Source organism: Anoxybacillus andreesenii, assembly GCF_030813005.1.
Classification (GTDB): domain Bacteria; phylum Bacillota; class Bacilli; order Bacillales; family Cytobacillaceae; genus Robertmurraya; species Robertmurraya andreesenii.
The window spans coordinates 19729-41780 of the sequence record NZ_JAUSTU010000011.1 but is presented as its reverse complement, the minus strand read 5'-3'; the positions used below and the strand labels follow the sequence as shown (position 1 = coordinate 41780).

The window sequence follows — 22052 nt, the reverse complement described above, 5'->3', positions numbered from 1 at the left end:
CAGGATGAAAAGAATACTATCATTTGCCGGACTATTGTCTTTTCTAACAGCTCTGGTTGCGTTAGCTGGCTTAAATATTGGTCTCCTATTAGATGGTGATGAATTCCCTGATTTTTTCCTAATTAGGCTTCCGATGATTGGTCTTGCACTAGGGATTGTAGGACTGTTTGCAAAAAAAAGCTCAAGACATTATGCGATCTGGGGAATTGGTCTATGCTTGTTTATTTACCTATTTACCTTCCTTATGTTTGGACTCGCATGGATTATCAATACAAAGCCGTAAAAAGAATGAAATTGTTGATGGAGATCACAGCCTCTTTAAGTGTGAACGTTTATTCTAAAGAGGGCAAGGAATAATAAGCCTTATTATCACTGAAAGGTGTGTTTGAAATGAAACAAGTTAATCTTCAAGATTATATAGAATACAGTGAAGAAAGATTCACAAAGCGAATTGTTTTCAAAGAAGGGGACAGCACTGTTTTCGTACTAAACTTCACCGCAGGGCAAACTTTGCCTACTCATAAGCATCCAGGAACGAATGTGTACTTGCTTGTTGTTGAGGGTGAAGGGACCTTTACCATTGATGGAAAGGAAGTTAAGGCGAAGAAAAACGATGTCATCTTAGCTGATGGTGATGAGGAATTTGCTTTCGTGAATGACAGCAATGGAAACACAAGCTTATATGTCATGCTCAACAAAATTCCAGATGAAAAATATGCTCAGAACATCTAGCAATAATTAGAGGGTTATCCTAAAAGTTAATGAAAAACAACTTTTGGGATAACCCTCTTTTTGTTTGGTGAAAAAATGGTGGTATGCTGGATAATGAAAGCGCCCATGCTGTAATTTCAAAAATGATAAAGATTGTGTTACCCCAAATCTATTCGAGTTTAGACAATTGCTAAAGGTCCTACCTCCACATATGCTTCCTCTTGTAATTCTCCAAGAACAGCTTAAATAATCGATTTGTTAGGTTTCATGTCACCTACCAGCAAGCTCTTATGCGGTCCTCTTTAATCATTAAATTCAACCAATAGAATGGAAGCTTCTCTTATGATATGTGCACACGTCCTTACACAAAAACAATAAGCTATTAATCATCCTCCATCTTAATAAATCAATTCTAGAATCCTTAGTAAAATAATTTCAACAAAAGATGCGTAAGTCCTTCTTCGATTTCCAACCCTTAAGATTATTTACCAAAATGAAATTGAATTTAAATAAATTTATTAGAATAGACAAAGTATTCATTTAATTGGAGTTGAATAACATTTCGCAAGAAAAGTTACCTGCGTAATTTGATATATTTTTGATTGATTCTGACTTGAAAAGCGTTGGTAAAACTATAAAAAAGTAAAATAATGAAATTTTTTGATAATTTTGTAAAATTATGTTGAAAATTCTGTAAATTAATTATATGATTGAATTGGAAGGAGGTGGAAGTAAACTAAGGTCTAATGAATACCAATATTATTATAGAATATAGAAAAGCATCTTCTTGATTTCTCATTGGCATAAAAACTCCTAGAAATCTACTAACTTCTTCATTCTTTGAATTCCCGTAACATCTTAATAATTGGTAAATATTTGATTAGTATGTACAAATTCGAATTATTTTTAAGGAGAGGATTTCATTGAAAAAACTTATTAGTAGTCTATTAATTATTGGAAGTTTGATGTTCGTGGTTCCAGCATTTGCCGAGGAACCTGAAGGAAAAGGTGTAACTCCTGCAGCAGCACCTATTGCTAGTTTAAGTCCAATGACCATGAATGGAGATTCTGGTACAGCTTATGATTGGTATGTCTCGACTACATCGGCGGCTAGACCCTATAAGTTTTATTTTGATCCAGGAGATGGTTCTGGTGTAAAATTTTCTACTTATAAAAATGAAGCATCTCAGAAGTTTGAGCATATTTATCCTAGAACCACAATAGCAAGCAAACCATATCAAACTGTTGGTTATGTAGCTGATCAATATTCAGTTTCGGCTAAAGTATATGGTAAAGCAACAATAAGATCTTTCTAATAAACGAATTTTAAAAAGCAAACTATTTTCTGTTTAATGCTGTATAAGCCCAGATATTTTTAATACCTGGGCTTATAATGGGGGACTGAAAGTGAAAATTAGGCTAATAAATAAGATGAGTAAATGGCAGCTAAGTTCCGTTTTGTTTGTAATTTTTTTGCTATTACCTATTTCTTTTCTGTCACTTACAACTGCCTCTGTAACGATTAAGAGAGATATTTATGATTTTTCAAGAGGGAGCTATGATCTATTGCTTCGCCCACAAGATAGTCGGACCCCTATTGAAGAAAAATTTGGTTTAGTTGAAGAGAATTATTTAGGTAATGGTGACGGAGGTATTACGATTGAACAATGGCAAAGTGTACTAAGTAGAAAAGATATAGAAGTCGCAGCTCCTGTTGCAGCAATGGGACTGTATCGAGCTGCACAATCTACGGTTTCTTTACTAGAGAGAGAAGACACTTCAATCCGCTATAAAATAAACTATTCCACAAGTGATGGATTAAACACATACCAGATTGGAGATGAACTAATATCATATATAATTCCTGACAATGAACATCCCCTAGGCTATACTACAATAGTTAGTCCATCTATTGGACCAAATATGCTTAGAGGAGATACTCCATATTTTGAATATCCATCTTCATACCACCAGGTGGTGGCAGTTGATCCTGAACAAGAAGGATTACTGACTGGAGAAGAATTATCTGTTTTAGACGACACAAAATTTGGATTAGTCGACGGTTTTAAAGGTGTTCCAATATTAAGTCTACAAAATACAAAACATCCTCTGAAAGCAAAAATTGAAATCGAAACTCTACCTATCCATGATTCCGAATTGCTTAAGCTTAAAGAGAGATATAATATTGAATATACAGATAATGGTAGTTGGACATTTGAATCAATTCTCATAACAGACCCAGAGCAATACTTACAGGTAATAAATGATATGGAAAAAATTAAAGGAGAAACTTCTAAAACAGTAGAACTGGATTTTTCAAAACTAGTCTCCCCTTTTTATGATGATGTGATCTACTTAGATGAAAATTACAATTTTAATATAGTTGAAGATGAAGAAGAATTTATAGTGGAACGAGCAGGTTCATTAGCAGTATTTAATCAAGCTAGTCACTTCGTTGCAGAACCAATAGACTATAATATTGAAGGTGAAAGAATTTCAATTGCACTTAAAGATAGAGACAGAGAATCTGGTATACCGTTATACCGAAATATACGCGAAGAAATTAATTATGTTCTTAAAGAGAATAGTAATGAAGTAGGAAAAGGGGAAGGAATTCAATTTCTTCACTCAGGCTATTTTAAAGGGATGGATAATTCCGAGGAACTTGCTGCCTCCCCTTTAGGAATTTATGGTATCTATAAGACATATCTAGCTAAAGATAAGGATAAAATCATATTTCCAACTTCCTTGCCTGGAAGCTTTATAAATACACCAGCACACGGTCTAATTTCAATAAATTGGGCAGAACAATTGAAAGGAGAAGCTCCAATCGATGCTATCCGTGTTCGTGTGGCGGGAATAAAAGGGTATGACAAACGAGCATCGGAGAAAATCAAGCAGGTTGCAAAAGAGTTAGAAAATGAAGGATTTACTGTTGATATAGTGGCTGGCGCATCAAGGAAAGAAATGACAATTGAAGTAGAAGGAATTGGCAAAGTTATTCAAGCATGGACAAGTCTTGGTGCTGCGGATACTATCGTTGAAAGTTGGGACATTGTCAAAATTGTTCTTTCTACAATATTTGGATTAGTAAGCATTGTTTACTTACTATTTAGTTTTAGGCAAATAAAAAAAATTAGAGAAGAAGATGAGCGACTTCTTTTTAGTTTTGGTTGGGACGAGACCCAAATAAGAAGGCTTAGGTGGAAGGAATGGGTTAGTTTGATGGGATATCCTTTCATTACAGCTCTTGTTATCTTTATAGTTTATAACCTAATTAACCAAAAACTTTTTCTAGTTATCAGCCTGTTCGCTGTATTTTTGTTTACAGTACTATTATTAGGTCTTGTTGAGTTGATTGTACGAAGAAATGACACTAATACTGAACGCATACGAGAAATCCCTGGATCAGTGACATGGAAAAGTATTTGGCATTATCGCCAATTCATAATTTTCTCAAATGTTCAAGTTATTATCATGGCTTTTATAGCTAATTTTCTGACTCTGTTTTTGATAAGAGAGAAGGCAAGGACAATAGAAACGACGTTGGGATTGTATGTACATGGAGATGTGGATTGGTTTTATACGACTATCTTAGTGATATTGTATACTTTAATATGTTTGACTGTTATTGAAAGCTTGTTATCATTGTGGAAGAAACGGTCTGAAGAAATATTTTTGTTCCATCATATTGGTTGGGGAAAGAAATCACTTTATATGTTTTATTTAAGAGAAGTTTTCTTTTGGACTATAGGGGCAGTTATATTTGGTGCAGGTATTGCATATATAGTGCATCACTCTTTGTTTGGAAGAATACAAGCTGAAGGAACGTACTTATTATTCATAAGTTCCACAGTAATTTTTATTGTACTCTGTTTGTCATTTTTTATTCTTTCGTTCGTTTTACGAAAGCCATTTATTATTCATGATAGAGAGGAAGGATATAATGGAACTAGAGGTAAAGAACTTGAGCAAAACCTATAAGACAATTTCTGGGGAATTGCCAGTCTTGAAAAATGTATCCTTTTCTCTTGAAAAGGGTGATTGGCTAACCGTGATAGGTCCATCAGGTTCCGGAAAGTCCACACTTTTACATTGCATAGCTGGAATCATTTCACCTGATGCAGGAAGTGTCATCAATTATAACCAGTGGCAAATCCACAATGCTAAAAATGAAGAAGTCCAAAAGTTTAGAAGAGAAAGATTAGGATTTATTTATCAGGATTATAAACTGTTTCCGCAGTTTAATACCCTATTAAATGTCATGCTTCCCTTAATTCCGTATGAGAAGAAAGAAGTTTTAATTAAAAAGGCAGAACAATTGCTGGAAAGAGTCCAACTTTCAGAAAGAATGAAGCAAATGCCCGGCCAATTATCAGGGGGAGAAAAACAACGTGTTGCTATAGCAAGATCTTTAATTAATAATCCGGATCTTTTGATTTGTGATGAGCCTACAGGAAATTTAGACGAAAAGAGTAGAGATGATATCGTTGAATTATTAAAAGAATTGAATTCGGAAGGTACTAGTATCATTCTAGTTACTCATGACCGAGATATAATGGGATTTGGGCAAAAGAAGCTTGAACTTCAATTCGGCAGAAGTCAGTTTTTGTGTGAAGAGATTTCATGATAAAAAACCAAGACTCGTCCTTCAAAATAAAAGTATGAGTCTTGGATTTTAGTTGAATCCATTTTGAAGATTGTTTCAAAATGGATTCTTTTATATTGATATTCAAAACCACTTAGTTTTCACCATCTCAATAAAAAGCTTTGCCACAAGCGATAAGGTTTTCATCTCGTTATAAACAAGATAAAAATAGCGTTCTTCATCAAAGTCCTCAATTTCATGAATCTGTAGGTTGCCACTTAACGAAGCCCCTCTCGCCGTTATTTCCGAAATGATTGCAATTCCAATTCCCTGCTTTACAAATTCAATGAGGGCTTGGCTACTATCGGTATAAGCTACAATGTTAAGCTGCTCTTCTTTAATACGATGCTGCTTCAAGAATTTCTCCAATATCGCCTTTGTTCCAGAATCCGAGTTTCTCATGACAAAGGGATAACGGGCGAGTTCCTCCATTGAAACAGTCTCTCCAAACTCAAATTCCTTTGACGATATGAGAACAAGCTTCTCCTTTAATAATGGAAGGTAATGAAGATGATCCTTTTCGTATTTTTCTCCTAGAAATCCTAAGTCCACTTTTCCACTTATGACTCGCTCTGCTACGATTCGGGAAGGAAATTCATGAATGGCAAAGGTGACATTCGGATATTCATTCCGAAACTCTTTGACCATTTTGGGCACAAGAAATTGACCAGGAACGGAGCTAACCCCAATGTGAATCATACCCTTTAATTCTGTCACGCTTTCCTTCATATCAAAAATAGCCTGATCCTTTAGCTGCAGAAGTTTTTGAGCCCAGTAATATAAGCGTTCCCCGTATGGAGTAAGGATCGTATCTCTTCCTACCCGGTCGAAAAGCTGGACATTCAAACTTTTTTCCAATGATTGAATATGGGAGCTTACGGTAGATTGACTTAAATAAACGGCCTCTGCAGCCTTTGAAAAGCTCTTGTGCTCGACCACCTTTGTGAAAATATAGAGCTGATGTAAATCCATATCCTTTTCCCACCTATACGAAAAATCGATTCATTCTCATTGATATTATAGATAAATTGAATTTATCTAATCATACCACTTTCTTATAATAGAGAAGGAGTCAGAATCTATATAGTTTTTGACAAATACCCCCCCGTCAAATGTAAATAATAGGAAACGTTTACATTTGACGGGGTGCTTATGAGCATCCATATCTAGGTCATTACATATGAAAAGGGAGGCGAATATTTTTGACATCCCAAATTGAATCTGACTTAACCTATGATGCTGGGCCAACAGGCTGTGGCGAGCTTATCATGAATCTATTTTTAACCATGAAGAAAATGAAGGATGGTCAGGTCATTAAGGTTATTTCCTATGATCCAGGAGCACGTGAGGACCTGCCTGCATGGTGTCGATTACAGAAGCATACCCTTCTTAGACGGGATGATGAAGGCAAGGTAAGTCACTACTATATTCAAAAAGGTAAATAGTGTCCGTCTGGGGTGGAAACTGTCCACGGGCGGTACCTGGTACCAAGAGCAAGGTACCAACCAAAATTAGGAGGAATGAAAAAATGGGTAAATTTCTAGTTAGTTTAACAAATGCAAAGAATGATGCGGATAAAGCAACAGTGGGTTTTGTTGTTGCCAATGCAGCAGTGGCTTCAGGGCAAGAAACAGTGGTATTCCTTAACGTTGAAGGAGCTTATCTTGCGTCAAAGGGCTATGCAGATGACATTCATGAGGAAGGGTTTGCGCCGTTAAAACAATTAATGGATCAGTTTGTTGAGGCTGGTGGAACGCTTTGGGTGTGCAGCCCATGCTTTAAAAAGCGTGGTCTTGATGAGGAAAATCTTGTTGAAGGTGCAACCATTGTCGGTGGAGCAAAAGTTGTTGAGTTCCTAAGCCAAGGCGCAGCTTCCATTACATATTAAAAGGTGAAAAATATGTGGAGTCCACAGGCAGTTTGTGATGGCGGGGATTTGGATTGCGGCTCTGGACTGCTGTTGATCATTAAGAAGGCGATGGACCCAATAGCTGCAGGTGAGATCCTTGAGGTGCGCAGTCGGGAAAGAACGGTGGCTGAGGATTTGCCGGCATGGTGTCGGATGGTGAATCATGAGTTTCTTGGCTCAGAGCCTGGGGAGAATACGATGTGCTACTTTCTCCGCAAAGGTTCTAATCAAGAGGAACTGAAACAGGATCTGGAAGCGGCGAAAGGCTATCAATGGAGTGTGCGTGTACAAGGAGAAAAGGGTCTTTCGGCAAAGGTTCATACTCGTAATCATACCTTCCAGGTGGGCCAGCCAGCTGATTTCAGTCCGAAAGTGGATGCACCAAGTGCAGTCGATTATCTGCTTGCATCTCTTGCAGGAAGCATTACCGTTGGATTTAAAGCACAGGCTTCCAAAAGAAACGTGACGATTGATAATGATGAGCTGACCTTAAAAGGAAGCTTAGAAAATGTTCTCTATCATATGGAGTTGGAGGACGAAGGTAGTCCAAGAATGAATAATATTCAAGGGACCTATTATGTTTCCTCCCCTGACGATGAAGAGTTGCTAGAAGAACTATGGGAAAACACTCTCAAGCGCTCACCAATTTACCAAACGTTGAAGGACACAGTTGAAATAGAACTAAAGCTCTCTATTGTATTTTAGGATCTGTTAGTCTTCGATGTTGATTTCAGCCTTAAGGTTTCGCGTGAACGGGTTTTATTCGGTACGAAAACTCTCGAGAACGTACACGTATAAGGTGATAATAAGATTAACAACCAAATATAACAGAGCCATATTTTCAAAGAAGGGAGAGAAAATGATGGCTGAAGACAAATTTCTCACAAGCGTGATTGGCAGCTGGCCTCGAACAAAAGAGGTTCAAAGAGCGATGCGCGATAAAAAAGCTGGAAGAATCACAGACGAAGAGTTTCATAACATTGCAGATGAATCGATTCTACAAATACTAAGATGGCAGGAAGAAGCGGGAATTGATTTTGTTTCAGACGGCGAGCAGCGCCGAGATAATTATATTTCCTTTGTAGCTGAGCACTTAAACAATGTTCAGATGCTCTCGGTTTCGGAACTGCTCGACTATATCGAGGACAAAGCCAGCTTTGAAGAAATACTAGGAACATTGGATGTACCTGCTTATTCGATGACGAATCCTGCGGCAACTGGAAAAATAAGCCGGAAGAAACCATTAGCTTTGAACGATTATTTATTCTTGAAAAAAAATACGGACAAAGCAATTAAAGTGGCATTACCAGGACCATACCTCCTTACTCGATCCATGTGGGTAGAGGGCTTATCGAAGGAAGCCTATCCGACTAAAGAGGATCTAGCGGTGGATATTGTTAAGGTTTTACGTGAAGAGCTTGAGGATTTAATTGCGGCTGGATGCGATTTTGTCCAATTTGACGAGCCTGTGTTGACAGAGGTTGTATTCACAAAGAAAAATGCAAACAGAACGTTTATGTGCGGTGCGTTAACGGCAAAGGCTGATGCGGAAGAAGAGATTGCTTTTGCTCTTGATCTGATGAACCAAGTGACAGAAGGAATGTTGGATAGAGGTACAAAAATAGGTCTTCATGTTTGCCGTGGCAACTGGAGTACAGAGGAAGAGGTTCTCCTTCGCGGTCCATATTATCCATTAATTCCGTATCTCGCCAGTGTGAACGTCGACCAGCTGGTTCTTGAATACTCCACTCCACGTGCTGGTGAGCTTGATGCCATCCGTGAATTTGGCGGGAAGGAATTGGGCTTTGGTATCGTTAACCCTCGAACAGAAGGGATCGAATCGGTTGAGGAAATGGTAGAACGGGTGAAGGAGATTCGCACATTTTTACCTGACCACAAAATCTATCTTAATCCGGATTGCGGCTTCGGAACCTTTGCTCAAAGGCCGATGAACAGCGATGAAATATCGTTTGAAAAGTTAAAGGCAATGGTAACAGCAGCAAGAATTTTAAGAGAAATGGTTTAATGAGGAGGAGACAAATGGCACAGTTAATGAACGTGAAGGTGAACGGAACCGGGACGGTAATGCGACTAGATGCAGTAGCCGGCAAACATAAAATTGCAATTGATGAGCCAGTTTCATTTGGTGGAAAGGATTCAGCGGCAGATCCCCTTTCAACCTTTTTAGTTTCCCTACTTGCATGTGAAAATGTGATGGCTCAAATCATTGCAAAGGAAATGGAGTTCGACCTTCAAGGAATATCCTTTGAAACAGAAGGTACGATTGACATAAGTGGACTTATGGGGAATCTTGAAGTAGATCCGAAGTTTCAGGAGGTTACAGTTAAAGCGTTTGTGAAGACAACTGAAACCCAAGAAAGAATTGATGAAATGAAAAATGCGGTCGATTTACGCTGTCCGATTTTTAGAACAATAAAAGATGCTGGCATTCCAATTACCAATGACTGGGTGAAAGCATAATGATAAAGCTCCTAAATCATAATGATTTGGGGGCTTTATTTGTTATTGGAAGTTAGAAATTGTAAGATTGGTGACTGTTCGATCCATTGTGTGAGAGCGAGTGGTGCCCAATAGAGGTTATTGGGGCACGAACAGAAGGGAAGTTCGAGGTGAGTTGTACCCAATAAGGGTTATTGAAGTACGAAATAAATCACAATGGGTTATATCCAATAATTTTAAAATGACAAATGTCACCTCATAATTATGACATAATCCACTAATCCAGTATTTCCCTCCTGGCTATAATGAAATTAGAAATCACGGAGGTGGAGGAAATGGAGCAGATTATTTCATTGCAAAATATTGCTAAGAAATTTAAAGATAAAAAAGCAGTTGATGATATATCTTTTTCAATCAAAAAGGGAGAGATTGTCGCTATTCTCGGGCCGAATGGAGCAGGTAAGTCGACCACAATGCTTATGATGCTTGGGTTATTAGAACCAACAAGCGGCAGCATTAACATATTTAATCGGAACCCGAAGGAAAAACAGGTTCGTGAGCGCATTGGAGCGATGCTTCAGGAGGTCAGTGTCATTGATGCCCTGAAAGTGAAAGAGGTCATCCAGTTATTCAGAAGCTATTATCCAAATCCGATGGAATTTGCAGAGCTCGTTACCCTTACTGGCCTAAATGATGAGGATTTAAAGAGAAAAGCTGATAAGCTCTCAGGTGGGCAAAAAAGAAGATTAGGTTTCGCATTGGCTCTAGCAGGCAACCCTGATGTGCTGTTTTTTGATGAGCCGACCGTGGGGATGGACATTTCCTCAAGAAAAAGATTCTGGGACACGATTCAAGCACTGAAGGAAAGAGGAAAAACGATTATCTTTTCCACTCACTATCTGCAGGAGGCGGATGATATAGCGGAAAGAATTCTCCTCTTTAATGAAGGGGTCATAGTGGCAGACGGAACACCGAAGGAAATTAAGAAGCAGCTTTCCAAGCAATCCGTTTCATTTATCGACCCAGGGAATCTTTCCCTTGAAGAGCTTCAGAGCCTGCCAATCGTTAGAGACGTATACAGGAAAAATAATCGTGTCTATGTCGTAACAGAGCAAACAGATGATGTATTAGAATATTTATTTTCGACAAAAGAAAAGGTCCAAGGAATTCAAATAGAGCAGGGACGTTTAGACGAAGCTTTTGCAGAGCTTACTGAAAATAAGGAGGCTATCTAAAATGAAAACAATCCTCACACAATGTAAATATGAGATCATACGCATCATGCGAAATCCCTATTATGTATTTTGGTCATTGTTTATGCCGATCGTGTTTTACGTCGTTTTTACAAAAATATTCAATTCGAACATTGAAAATCAACAGGAATGGCAGGCACATTACCTCATGTCAATGACGACCTTCAGTGTAATGGGTTCAGCGATTATGACCCTTGGAATCCGTCTTGTTGAAGAAAGAACAAAGGGCTGGTCGATGTTCATGCGTATCACTCCTTTATCCGATAGTGCCTACTATTTTGCCAAAATGGTTGGTCAAACCGTGATTCATGTTCTATCGATTGCCGTCATCTTTACCGCAGGCGCTCTTATAAATGGAATTTCTCTATCCGCATTTGAATGGCTGATGAGCGGCCTATGGATCTTGGTGGCATCTGCCCCATTTTTAGCCATAGGGGTAGTGATTGGAACAATGAAACGGGTGGATACAGCATCAGGTATCAGTAATCTCATTTATATGCTTTTAGCGATTTCGGGTGGAATGTGGATGCCGATGGAAATCATGCCAAAGGTGATTCAAAATATTGGCCAGTGGTTACCATCTTACAATTTCGGCAATGGAGCATGGCAAATTATTCGCGGGAATGCTCCTGAGTGGTCAAATATTTTCATATTATTCGGATACCTCGTCGTTTTCGTGATATTATCAAGCTATATAAGGAGAAAACAGGAAGCGGCGGTGTAGAATTTTGGCAGCAGATCGAAAAAGGTTTGAAATCTTTCCAAGACGGTATGGATTCTTTCCCTATATATTCTTAGTCTATTTATTCATGCCGGCGTATTATATGAGCTTTGCGGAGGGTTGGAAAAAGGGGGTGGGCATTTGCCTGCTTCTCATATTTCTCATTACGTACCGTCAGCTTTATACCATTCTTGAAAGTAAGCGTCACTATACCTTTTGGTTGGCGGTACAGGTGGGCATTATTCTTATTCTTTCGATTTTCTACAACATGAACAACCTATTTCTCGGATTTTTTTCTGCTCATTTTATCGGCTATTATAGTGAAAAGAAAAAATTCCTAACAGCTTTAACCATATTTGGGATTGTGATTGTTTTGCCACTGGCGCACTATATCATAAATAATATCTTCTCAAGCAATATGTTCTATTTAGTTCCCTTTATTATTATCATGCTTATCACCCCATTTGGGATTCGTTCCATGAATAGTAGGATGGAGCTTGAAATGAAACTGGATCAAGCAAATGAACAAATAAAGGAGCTTGTGAAGCGTGAGGAGCGGATGAGGATTGCCCGCGATCTTCACGATACACTTGGTCACACCCTATCCCTTCTTACGTTGAAAAGCCAGCTAGTTGCAAAGCTTGCCCTTAAGGATCCAGAAAGAGCGAGTCATGAGGCGAAAGAAATGGAAAGAACCTCCCGTTCTGCCCTAGCTCAGGTACGAGAGCTTGTTTCTGATATGAGAACAATTACGGTGGCAGAGGAGCTAGTTGAAGCACAGGCTATTCTGAAAGCAGCTGGAATCTCCTTTCATTTAAGTGGGGACACAGCGCTTAAAGATACTCCGCATCTTACACAAAATATTTTGAGCATGTGTTTGAAGGAAGCGGTCACCAATGTTGTTAAGCATAGCGGTGCCAATCATTGTTTTGTCACTCTTCGTCAGCTAGAAGGGGAGGTTACGATGACAATAGAGGATGATGGGAAAGGAATGCCAACCCAAGAATCTCACGGTAATGGGTTGAAGGGGATGGGTGAGCGTCTTGAGTTGATTGATGGAACACTTCAGCTATCCACGAACAAAGGGACAAAACTAGTCATTTCCGTTCCAATCATTGTAAAAGAAAGAGAGGCTGGAGTCGTATCATGATTCGAGTGATTATTGCAGAAGACCAGCGGATGCTAAGGGGCGCTTTGGGTGCCCTACTAAATTTAGAGGATGACATCGAAGTGATCGCAGAGGTAGGGAATGGGGAGGAGGCCTTCAAGTCTATTCTTAGTCTTCAACCAGACGTATGCTTAATGGATATTGAAATGCCCATCAAAACAGGACTGGATGTAGCAGAAGAGTTAAAGCAGCTTGGCTCCCCTTGCAAGATTATCATTTTAACCACCTTTGCTAGACCTGGTTATTTCAAGAGGGCGGTAAATGCGGGTGTACACGGATATTTGTTAAAGGATGGACCAAGTGATGAACTGGCTGAAACCATTCGCAAGGTGACACAAGGGAAAAGAGAATACGCACCCGAGTTAGTTTTCGGTAGCCTTCAGGAGGAGAATCCCCTTACAGAACGAGAACGTGAGATTATGAAGCTAGTAGCTGAAGGAAAAACAGCAAAGGAAATTTCCGCAGAGCTCTTTTTATCTTCAGGGACAGTTAGAAACTATATATCGGAAGTAATCAATAAATTGAATGTGAAAAATCGCATTGAAGCAATCTCCATTGCCCAAGAAAAGGGCTGGCTGTAGCAACAATGGTTGAGAAAAGAGCCGTAGTTTTCCACCCACTTTGATTGTTAAAATCTATCAAATCTCTTTGGAACATTTCATTCATGAGAGAAAAGAAGTATGATAGAGAAAAGGCATCTAGAATCGTCAAAAGGGGTGGATATATGAAGACGTATCGAATTTCCTGGTATGCAGTGGTGGAGGATGATAGTGTCTTAGATGGCCGAAGCTTAATCCACGCACAGACTCAGGAAGAAGCAATTGAGAAATTAGTTATTAAAAAGTCTCATGAGTACCGTCTTAAAGCCAATATGGTACAAATTCAATCAATATGGGAGATTCCAAGCGGTGAATCCAATGAAAGCAGCTCATAAAGGGTTGCTATTTTTTTATAAGTTATCCTAAAAGATATCCACATAAAAAGTACCTTTATAACAACCATCCACAAAGTTACCCACATTATCCACATTATTATCAGGAAATACTCACAAAAAGTTATCTACAAATGAAAAAGTGGGATGAATTAATATATAACAAGGCTTTTATTATATTCATCCACATTATCAACAGGGGTGTGGATAAGTAGGTTCATTTTTTGTTCAAATTTCTCAAAATTAATATGTAGAAATTGTGAATTGGATTGTTTCCACTGTTGGAATGGTATATAGTAAAACTATAGAAAATAAGTGAAAAACTTCACAAGATGTTCACCCAAGTTACTTTCTATTAACTATAAGCTGGCCGGCTTATCATACAAACCTTTGTATTCAAAAATTTTTTACATCAAATTGTGAATGATATCACAAAAAAGGAGAGGTTTATGATGAAATGGTGGAAAACTCCACAAGTATCTGTAGCTTGGACAATTATTAGAATTTGGCTTGGTCTTCAATGGATTGAAGCAGGCTGGGGTAAAATAACAGGTGGGTTTGATGCTTCAGGATTTCTGAAAGGCGCAATTGCGAGTGCGAGTGGGGATCATCCAGCAGTACAAGGATGGTACGCAGCATTCCTTGAAGGTTTTGCATTACCAAATGCCGATTTATTTAGCCATTTGGTTGCCTATGGTGAATTATTAGTGGGACTCGGACTCATTCTTGGTGCAGCTACTATCCCAGCTTTAATTGCAGGAGCATTTATGAACTTGAACTTCATGTTAGCAGGAACAACTAGCACTAATCCAATTTTATATACAGTTGCAATGGTTCTTTTATTCGCAGGAAGTGGAAGCTATTACTGGGGCGTCGACCGCTTTGCAGTACCGTTTATTAAAGCAAAATTAAACAAAGATAATAGAGCAGTGGTTAATCAAAATTAAAGGGTGTTTATGAGGAGGACGAAATCATAGGGTTTCGTCCTCCTCTTTTTTTGGTATCCTTATGATATAAATGGAATGAACTAGCTAAGGAAGGAGCCGTCCATTTGAGGATTAATCATAAAAGTAATTCAAGGGAAAAACAAAGCTTATCAGATGAATTATTACGTATATTTGAGGAGCGGCCTCTTCGTGCAACTAGGAATCAGCAATATTTTGAGGATAGAAAGGTTCTTGAAACACAATTCATCCTTCATACAATCCAAGATGAACATGGCCAAAACCTATTCGGGATAGAAATTCAAGTCGAAGAAATACCTGTACTTGAAATACAGAATTTTTTTAAAAATGTACAGAACGGAAAAAGATATGATCTTTCGGTAACCTTTACATACGATCCAGCGATTCACTGCTTTCAACGTGAAGTGGATGAGCTAATACAAGAACTGATTCAAATTTGCGGTGTTGATAAGTTTTTTCCTGAGGAATCCATTAATAAAAAAAATCTCTTGTTGATTCCACCGTCTTCCTGGAGCCAAGTCCTTTCATATCTCATCAATGTACCAAGCACCCAGCTTAAGTACAATGGGAAAGTGTTTCGCGGACTACAATTGTCAGAGGCACTCCATACTGTTCAATTTGATTTCAAAGAAGCAACGGGACAGGGGTATCAGCTATCCATACAGGGCTTGGGGCAGATCATGCTGATGCCGATGTACCACTGTGTTCTTGACAATGGGGTACTTGTCCATTTGGATCAAGCAGGCTACAAGCAATTCATGAGTATAAAGGAAATGCTAGAGAATACCAACTTAAGCTATATCCCGATCCCTCAGGAACAGCTTTCTTTTTTTCTGGAAAAAGTTCTGCCAGGATTAAAGAGGCTCGGTCCTGTTCATATTTCCGAGACTCTCTCGCAGGAACTCATACAGACACCACTCGTTGCTAAGCTTTATCTCGATCGAATTCGAAATCGCCTCCTTGCCGGCTTGGAGTTTCATTATGGGAATGTAGTCTTTAATCCCTTAGAACAGAATAAACTGGCTGACAGCGTTCTCCTTTTTAGAGACCGGAGAAAGGAAGATGAGATTCTTCATTTGTTCGATGAAAGTGGCTTTGCCAAAACGGATGAGGGGTATTACCTACAGAATGAAGAGCTAGAGTATGAATTTCTCTATCATACGATACCGCAGCTCGAGAAAATGGTGCAAATTTATGCTACCACTGCGATTAGGAATCGTATATTCAGGAGCAATGACCGTCCGCAAATCCGGGTCAAGGTAAAGAGGGAGCGGACCAATTGGCTTGAATTCAAGTTTGAAATGGGGAGTATACCAGAAAGTGAAATTCGAAATGTTTTGCAAGCCCTTGAGGAAAAGAGAAAATACTACCGCTTGAGGAATGGTTCCCTTTTATCATTAGAGGCTAGGGAATTTGAGGAAATCAATCGCTTTTTAAGAACGGTCCCTAATCAGCATTATGAGGATTTTGAAAAAGGGTTGGAGCTTCCCATTCTGAAAGGGATTAGTTTTCTTGATGCAATTATGGACAACGACGCATTTGCTCCTGAGGAATCCTTTCAGCAATTTTTGGAGGAAATTCGTCATCCCGAACGGCTGCGGTTTGAGGTGCCTAGGCCATTAGATGCTCTATTGAGGGAATATCAAAAGCAGGGTTACCAGTGGATGAAGACCCTTGCTAGCTATGGCTTTGGAGGGATCCTCGGAGATGATATGGGATTGGGAAAAACCGTGCAGAGCATTACCTACATTCAGTCGGTCCTCTCCGAAATTCGCACGCAAAAGCTACCAGCTTTAATCGTCTGTCCGTCCTCAGTAACCTATAACTGGTTGAATGAATTTAAGCGGTTTACCCCTAACATCCATGCCCTTGTCATTGATGGGGGGAGAAAGGAAAGACGGAGGCTTGAGCAAAACATAGAGGGTGTAGATGTTATCATTATTTCTTATCCATTATTACGTAGTGATCTTCATTGGGCTGAGCAACAGGAGTTTCACACAGCGTTTTTTGATGAGGCTCAAAGCTTCAAGAATCCGATTACACAAACAGCCAAAGCGGTAAAGAAAGTCAAAGCGAATCATCAATTTGCTCTTACTGGTACACCGGTCGAGAATACGGTTGAGGAATTATGGTCGATTTTTCATGTTGTTTTTCCTGAGCTGTTTCAGGGATTGAGGGAATATAGCCAACTATCACGCAAGCAAATAGCTCGCCGTTCAAGTCCCTTTCTTCTTCGGCGCTTGAAGGAGGATGTATTGGCGGAGCTTCCAGAAAAAATAGAAATCCAAGAATCAGTAGAGCTTTATCCTGAGCAAAAAAAGCTGTATGCTGCTTACTTGGCGAAGCTAAGACATGATACATTAAAACACTTAGATAAGGATACGATTGAGAGGAACCGCATTAGAATTCTAGCGGGTCTCACACGATTGCGCCAAATATGCTGTCACCCAACTCTGTTTGTCGATGGCTATAAAGGGGGAGCAGCGAAGTTTGATAAGCTGATGCAGCTCGTCGAAGAATCGCAGCACGCTGGAAGAAGAGTCCTCATCTTTTCCCAATTTACTAAGATGCTTGGCCTGATTGGGAGACAGCTGACATTAAAAGGTATATCTTATTTTTATCTAGATGGGGCTACACCTTCTGAGGAACGGGTAGAGCTTTGCGATCGGTTTAACTCAGGGGACAGATCATTCTTTTTAATATCCTTAAAAGCGGGTGGGACTGGGCTTAATTTGACGGGAGCAGACACGGTGATCCTCTATGATATTTGGTGGAACCCAGCGGTAGAGGAGCAGGCAACCGACCGTGCCCACCGAATCGGGCAAGAGCAAACGGTAAAGGTAATCAAGCTGCTTTCTAAAGGAACGATTGAAGAAAAGATGGAGCAGCTCCAAAACAAAAAGCGGCACTTAATCGAAGAACTCATTGATTCCAAGGAGAATCGAGAATCCGCATTAACTGCAGAGGACATTCGGGATCTGCTAATGCTGGATTTAGAAAGCTAAGTTTTTAAAAAAAATGAACCAGTGGAGGAAGCCCACTGATTCAATCACTTATTTATTTATTTTTTCTGTTTTGCACGACAGTCGGCTGCATTGGAGCGCGCCATCGCTTCCAAATCTTCATGATCTGCCAAATCGCGATCAAACTCAACATCTAGACCATCCGATTTCATATTTTTTGGAACTTGTGGAAGCTTCGCCTTGTTTTTATCTCTTGTTTTCTGTCCTTGAGCACGTCCCAATCTCATGAACCCCTTTCAAATTGAAAAGTAAGGAAAACCAGCTTGGCTTTCCTTACTTAGTCTGTACGGAGCACTTTGAAAATATGAATGGTTAAATTAATGTTTCGCTTTCTTTTTTGTGTAGCCTCCAGCCTGATCGGCCATCTTAAATTCATGGGAATAAACAACTTCCTGCATGCTTGAGAGGGTGCTTTTTGACTTATCTCTTCTTTTCTTATCTGCCAATTTAGTTCATCCTTTCCACAAAGAATAGTAAATGCAAATACTTTCTTATTTTTCCCGAGTTGGAAAGGATTGATACTTAAGATGAATAAATATCCTTCAATGCCTCATCAATTTGAGTGTATTGAAAAGGGTATCCGTACTTTTGAAGCTGTTCAGGAATAACCTGTTGGCCTTCAAGAACCAATATGCTCATCTCACCAAGAGCTATTTTTAAGGCAAAGCTAGGAGCTGGAATCCAATGGGGACGACGAAGTGCCCTTCCGACTGCCCTACCTAACTCCTTCATCCGAATTGGATGAGGTGAAGTGAAGTTGACGGGTCCAGAAATTGTTTCATGTTCAATGATAAATAATAGGGCATTGACCACATCATCAATATGAATCCATGACATCCACTGTTCGCCCGTTCCAACGGTGCCTCCTACGAAAAGCTTATATGGTAGTGCCATTCGAGGGAGCGCCCCTTCTTCCTTGTCCAAAATAATTCCAAATCGGCAATAACAAGTACGAATTCCAAGCATAGATGCTTCGGAGGCTTTTTCTTCCCATTGTCGGACCGTTGTTGCTAAAAAATCCTTGCCTGATTTCCCCGTCTCCTCCGTAAAAGTTTCTGTGAAGGACGTTCCATAGTAGCCAATGGCACTAGCATTAATAAGAGCCTTTGGTTTCTGCTCGAGTCTCCTCAAGATCGAAATAATCGCTTCTGTAGCTTCCAAACGACTAGTTAAGATTTTATTTTTTCCTGTTTCGGTCCAGCGGGTATTAATGGACTCACCTGCTAAATTAATCACGATGTCAATCTGATGTAGCTGACTTACTGGCTCGCTCCCTTCAACTAGCCACTTTACATATGTCAGATTCTGCACATTATTCTTGGGTGGATTTCTTGTTAATATAAATAACTCATGTCCCAGATCTAATAGTCTTTTCGTTAAGGCTTTTCCAACAAAGCCAGTCCCCCCAGCAATGGCAATTCTCATGCTTCTCCCTCCCATTTAAATCACTAATGATTAATTTTGCTTTCCGGTCGATAAAACCCTTTAAAAACTTTTCTTTTTCAACTACGATTAATGAGGAGGTGAAAAAAATGGCTATTATTACGAAAATCACCACCCAAAAGAAGAGCACCGACCGCTATAACATCTTCCTCGATCATGGAAATGGGGAGGAATATGCGTTCAGCGTTGATGAGGATGTACTGATCAAATTTAATTTGAAAAAAGGGATGGAGCTAGATGACTTTGCGATCATGGAGATCAATTACCAAGATGAGATCCGCAAAGCCTATAATTCAGCCATTCAATATCTGTCTAGAAGAATGAGATCGGAAACAGAGGTTAGGAACTTCTTAAAGGAAAAAGAGAGTCCTGAGCCAGTCATTCAAGAGGTTATCCATAAGCTCTACGAATATCAGTTCCTTAATGATGAGGAATATGCTCGCGCCTTCGTACGTACGCAAATGAATACAACGGACAAGGGCATAGAGCTGATAAGGAGAGAACTGAAGGAAAAGGGGATAAAGGGAGATCTTTTAGAAGCAGCCTTGAAAGAATATCCACTCACGAATCAGATCGAAAAAGCTAAGGAGCTTTGGAAAAAAGCCATGCAAAAATATTCCAAAGAATCCGATCGAGTAATGAAGCAAAAAGCGGAACAGAACTTCATTCGAAAAGGATACTCCTATGCTGTCATTGCCATAGCGATGGAAGAAGTAGAAGACATAGATGAAAGTGGGGAACTGGATGCCCTTAGATATCAAGGGGAGAAGGTACACCGAAAATATAAGCACCTAAAAGGTTACGAATACGAGCAAAAAATGAAGCAAAGCTTATATCGAAAAGGATTTTCTATAGAGATGATTGAAAGATATTTGTCTGAAATAAATGACGAACAGTAGAGAAACCCAATTCTAGAGGTGAGAACAATGGATGAAAAAAGATATAGTGACATGACAGAATATGAGCTCCAGCAGGAGATTGCAAAGCTAAATGAAAAAGCAAAAAAAGCGGAACAAATGGGGATGGTTAATGAGTTCGCAGTTTTGGAAAGGAAAGCGGTGATGGCGAGGGCTTATTTGTTAAATCCAAAGGACTTTAAACCGAAGGAAATTTATGAAATAGATGGAGATCCGGGTACCTATTTTCAAGTTGAGTATTTGAATGGCGTTTTTGCTTGGGGATTTCGCCTTGGGCAAAGTAAGACGGAAGAAGCATTGCCGATTTCGATGCTGAAAGCATTAAAGTAACCAGAGCCAAGGATCGCTCTGGTTACCTTGCGTAAGACGCCATTAAGAGTTTTTCCTAATTTGACGGTGGAGAATAATAAGGTCTTGTGTCTCCTGTGTCTCTCCGTTGACCTGGGAGTGTGCATGCTTCACGCGAAAATTTGGTGAAGTAAAAGGGCTTGAATATGGATTGTTGTCAAAGAATTTTTTGCTGTTACCCATAATTATCCAGCCTCCTAAGCCGATTTTTGAACGGACTTTTCTTCATAATGAGTAAGAATGGAGTCTTATTCTAAAAGCTCAGAGGTATCGGAATCCCGTTGATTTGAAGCTCTCATTCGTTCCTGCGGACGTGTATTGATGGTCCCATCAGCTCGCAATGAACTGTACTCGGCTTTCGCGCGAGGCTCACCTTCAAATTTGTTCGTTTCCTGATTTGGGAAATTCTTTGCCTTATTTCTCATATGATGCCCTCCCTATGCAAACTCGAATCACACCCCGCTATTGACGTGCGTTTTGATAGTCAATAACGTAATCTTAGTATGGGCGCATTGAAAGGGAAGTATGATGGGAAAAAATTAAAAAGCGATGCAACTAGACATCGCTTTAGTTAGGGAGAATCTGCAGTTTTTTGCGAAGCTTTTCTTCGCTAAAGATCCATCCCGTATAGGAAGATAAAATATTTAGGTCCATATCTAATTGAACGACCGCAACAAAGGGATAGTGGTCCTTGCTGCGATATCTAAGGTCAATGAACTTAACCTCATAATAATTGTCGTATTCATCAACCTCCCAACGATACACCGGAGAAAAGGAAAGGAAGGCAGATAGGTTCTTGTCCTTTTTTGCCGCTTCGATAACAGGTGATTCAGGAACCTTTACGCGTGCAAATTGGTCAAGAATCGTGACTTCATTATTATGAGCGCGCCCGACAAAAAATTGATGCTTGTTCATGACCGCAACTCTCCACTGATGAAACTTCATCGTTGGAGAAATAATGATGTCGGTCGCATCTGGGATGATTGTTCTGACTTCACGCAGCACTTTTCTTTGCCTAATAAAACGATATACATAATAGGCAATGAGAATAGCATAGATCCCTAAAAAGGTGTAACCAGGATCAAATCCTACTCCCCAAATTACTAAACCGACGACATGGAGGCCAAAAATTATCGGGTCAAAGGTATTAATGACGCCTAGGGCCACCCATTTTGATGAAAATGGTCGTAAGGCTTGAGTTCCATAGGCATTGAAAATATCAACAAAAACATGTAGAAATACAGCTAAAAATGTCCACAGCCATAAATGCAGCAAATTCGCTTCAGGAAAAAAAGGATAAACCACCGCTACAATGGCGAGCGGCCAAAGCAATACAGCGGGAATCGAATGGGTAATCCCTCGATGGTTTCGAATATACACAGCATTGTTCCGAAGCTTTAGCACAGTATCGATGTCGGGAGCCTGTGACCCAACAATCGTACCGATCATGACACTTGTTGCGGTTGCCGCACTTCCTGCTACAATCGGATCTAAGGTTGCGAGACCGCCTAGGGCAAGTCCCATTACGACATGAGTACCAGTGTCCAAAGGGAAA

26 protein-coding genes are annotated in these 22052 nt (G+C 39.6%); 19 read left to right on the top strand and 7 right to left on the bottom strand.

The genetic code is table 11. The annotated features are described in order from the left end of the window. The first annotated feature begins 4 nt into the window (after positions 1-4). The 5 genes from J2S07_RS12445 to J2S07_RS12425 all read left to right on the top strand — a co-directional run bounded on the left by J2S07_RS12445 (position 5) and on the right by J2S07_RS12425 (position 5341). Positions 5-283, top strand: coding sequence for a hypothetical protein (locus J2S07_RS12445; protein ID WP_307150736.1), 279 nt, complete (start codon positions 5-7; stop codon positions 281-283). A gap of 107 nt (positions 284-390) precedes the next feature. Then, positions 391-732: a cupin domain-containing protein gene (locus tag J2S07_RS12440; RefSeq protein ID WP_307150735.1), complete on the top strand. Its 342-nt coding sequence runs from the start codon at positions 391-393 to the stop codon at positions 730-732. A gap of 902 nt (positions 733-1634) precedes the next feature. Beyond that, the gene (locus tag J2S07_RS12435; protein WP_307150734.1) at positions 1635-2027 is read left to right on the top strand and encodes a hypothetical protein; all 393 of its coding nucleotides are present in this window, start codon (positions 1635-1637) and stop codon (positions 2025-2027) included. 91 nt (positions 2028-2118) lie between these two features. Then, positions 2119-4695, top strand: a complete 2577-nt coding sequence (locus J2S07_RS12430) for a hypothetical protein (RefSeq protein WP_307150733.1) — start codon at positions 2119-2121, stop codon at positions 4693-4695. Between the two features lie 25 nt (positions 4696-4720). Beyond that, positions 4721-5341, top strand: a complete 621-nt coding sequence (locus J2S07_RS12425) for an ABC transporter ATP-binding protein (protein ID WP_307150732.1) — start codon at positions 4721-4723, stop codon at positions 5339-5341. A 102-nt stretch (positions 5342-5443) separates the two neighbouring features. Here J2S07_RS12425 and J2S07_RS12420 read toward each other — a convergent pair whose 3' ends face one another. Further along, a complete protein-coding gene (locus tag J2S07_RS12420) occupies positions 5444-6331 on the bottom strand; it encodes a selenium metabolism-associated LysR family transcriptional regulator (protein WP_307150731.1) in 888 nt (295 codons plus the stop codon). 230 nt (positions 6332-6561) lie between these two features. Between J2S07_RS12420 and J2S07_RS12415 the strand changes: the two genes are divergently transcribed. The 12 genes from J2S07_RS12415 (at position 6562) to J2S07_RS12360 (ending at position 17771) form a co-directional block, all read left to right on the top strand. Continuing rightward, on the top strand, positions 6562-6804 hold the full coding sequence (locus tag J2S07_RS12415; protein WP_307150730.1) for a sulfurtransferase TusA family protein: 243 nt from the start codon (positions 6562-6564) through the stop codon (positions 6802-6804). Between the two features lie 83 nt (positions 6805-6887). Further along, a complete protein-coding gene (locus J2S07_RS12410) occupies positions 6888-7247 on the top strand; it encodes a DsrE family protein (protein WP_307150729.1) in 360 nt (119 codons plus the stop codon). A gap of 12 nt (positions 7248-7259) precedes the next feature. Beyond that, a complete protein-coding gene (locus tag J2S07_RS12405; RefSeq protein WP_307150728.1) occupies positions 7260-7973 on the top strand; it encodes a sulfurtransferase TusA family protein in 714 nt (237 codons plus the stop codon). Positions 7974-8130: 157 nt separating this feature from the next. After that, on the top strand, positions 8131-9294 hold the full coding sequence (locus J2S07_RS12400) for a cobalamin-independent methionine synthase II family protein (RefSeq protein ID WP_307150727.1): 1164 nt from the start codon (positions 8131-8133) through the stop codon (positions 9292-9294). Positions 9295-9308: 14 nt separating this feature from the next. Next, complete coding sequence (locus J2S07_RS12395; protein WP_307150726.1) at positions 9309-9749, top strand: OsmC family protein; 441 nt, start codon at positions 9309-9311, stop codon at positions 9747-9749. Positions 9750-10063: 314 nt separating this feature from the next. Further along, the gene (locus J2S07_RS12390; RefSeq protein WP_307150725.1) at positions 10064-10963 is read left to right on the top strand and encodes an ABC transporter ATP-binding protein; all 900 of its coding nucleotides are present in this window, start codon (positions 10064-10066) and stop codon (positions 10961-10963) included. Position 10964: 1 nt separating this feature from the next. Beyond that, positions 10965-11705 (top strand): ABC transporter permease, encoded by a 741-nt coding sequence (locus J2S07_RS12385; protein ID WP_307150724.1) that lies wholly within the window; start codon positions 10965-10967, stop codon positions 11703-11705. A 4-nt stretch (positions 11706-11709) separates the two neighbouring features. Then, the gene (locus J2S07_RS12380; RefSeq protein WP_307150723.1) at positions 11710-12852 is read left to right on the top strand and encodes a sensor histidine kinase; all 1143 of its coding nucleotides are present in this window, start codon (positions 11710-11712) and stop codon (positions 12850-12852) included. Further along, positions 12849-13451, top strand: a complete 603-nt coding sequence (locus J2S07_RS12375; protein WP_307150722.1) for a response regulator transcription factor — start codon at positions 12849-12851, stop codon at positions 13449-13451. The genes J2S07_RS12380 and J2S07_RS12375 overlap by 4 nt, the downstream gene beginning before the upstream one ends. A 143-nt stretch (positions 13452-13594) precedes the next feature. Continuing rightward, positions 13595-13804, top strand: coding sequence for a hypothetical protein (locus tag J2S07_RS12370; protein WP_307150721.1), 210 nt, complete (start codon positions 13595-13597; stop codon positions 13802-13804). Positions 13805-14253: 449 nt separating this feature from the next. Continuing rightward, positions 14254-14748, top strand: a complete 495-nt coding sequence (locus tag J2S07_RS12365) for a DoxX family membrane protein (RefSeq protein WP_307150720.1) — start codon at positions 14254-14256, stop codon at positions 14746-14748. 104 nt (positions 14749-14852) lie between these two features. Beyond that, positions 14853-17771 (top strand): DEAD/DEAH box helicase, encoded by a 2919-nt coding sequence (locus J2S07_RS12360; RefSeq protein WP_307150719.1) that lies wholly within the window; start codon positions 14853-14855, stop codon positions 17769-17771. A gap of 56 nt (positions 17772-17827) precedes the next feature. Here J2S07_RS12360 and J2S07_RS12355 read toward each other — a convergent pair whose 3' ends face one another. From J2S07_RS12355 to J2S07_RS12345, 3 genes are all read right to left on the bottom strand, one after another. Next, positions 17828-18010 (bottom strand): YfhD family protein, encoded by a 183-nt coding sequence (locus J2S07_RS12355; protein ID WP_307150718.1) that lies wholly within the window; start codon positions 18008-18010, stop codon positions 17828-17830. A 96-nt stretch (positions 18011-18106) separates the two neighbouring features. Continuing rightward, the gene (locus tag J2S07_RS12350; protein ID WP_307150717.1) at positions 18107-18235 is read right to left on the bottom strand and encodes a YfhE family protein; all 129 of its coding nucleotides are present in this window, start codon (positions 18233-18235) and stop codon (positions 18107-18109) included. Between the two features lie 76 nt (positions 18236-18311). Further along, positions 18312-19214, bottom strand: coding sequence for a TIGR01777 family oxidoreductase (locus J2S07_RS12345; protein ID WP_307150716.1), 903 nt, complete (start codon positions 19212-19214; stop codon positions 18312-18314). A gap of 107 nt (positions 19215-19321) precedes the next feature. On the opposite strand from J2S07_RS12345, the gene recX reads away from it, so the two are divergent. Next, a complete protein-coding gene (gene recX / locus J2S07_RS12340) occupies positions 19322-20131 on the top strand; it encodes a recombination regulator RecX (RefSeq protein WP_307150715.1) in 810 nt (269 codons plus the stop codon). Between the two features lie 27 nt (positions 20132-20158). After that, positions 20159-20479, top strand: coding sequence for a YfhH family protein (locus J2S07_RS12335; protein WP_307150714.1), 321 nt, complete (start codon positions 20159-20161; stop codon positions 20477-20479). 42 nt (positions 20480-20521) lie between these two features. Here the strand turns inward: J2S07_RS12335 and J2S07_RS12330 are convergent, their stop codons facing one another. The 3 genes from J2S07_RS12330 to J2S07_RS12320 all read right to left on the bottom strand — a co-directional run bounded on the left by J2S07_RS12330 (position 20522) and on the right by J2S07_RS12320 (position 22045). After that, entirely contained in the window at positions 20522-20680 is a 159-nt protein-coding gene (locus tag J2S07_RS12330) for a YpzG family protein (RefSeq protein WP_307150713.1), read from the bottom strand. Positions 20681-20745: 65 nt separating this feature from the next. After that, positions 20746-20922, bottom strand: a complete 177-nt coding sequence (locus J2S07_RS12325; protein ID WP_307150712.1) for a small, acid-soluble spore protein K — start codon at positions 20920-20922, stop codon at positions 20746-20748. Positions 20923-21064: 142 nt separating this feature from the next. Beyond that, complete coding sequence (locus J2S07_RS12320; protein WP_307150711.1) at positions 21065-22045, bottom strand: metal-dependent hydrolase; 981 nt, start codon at positions 22043-22045, stop codon at positions 21065-21067. Between the last annotated feature and the right edge of the window lie 7 nt (positions 22046-22052).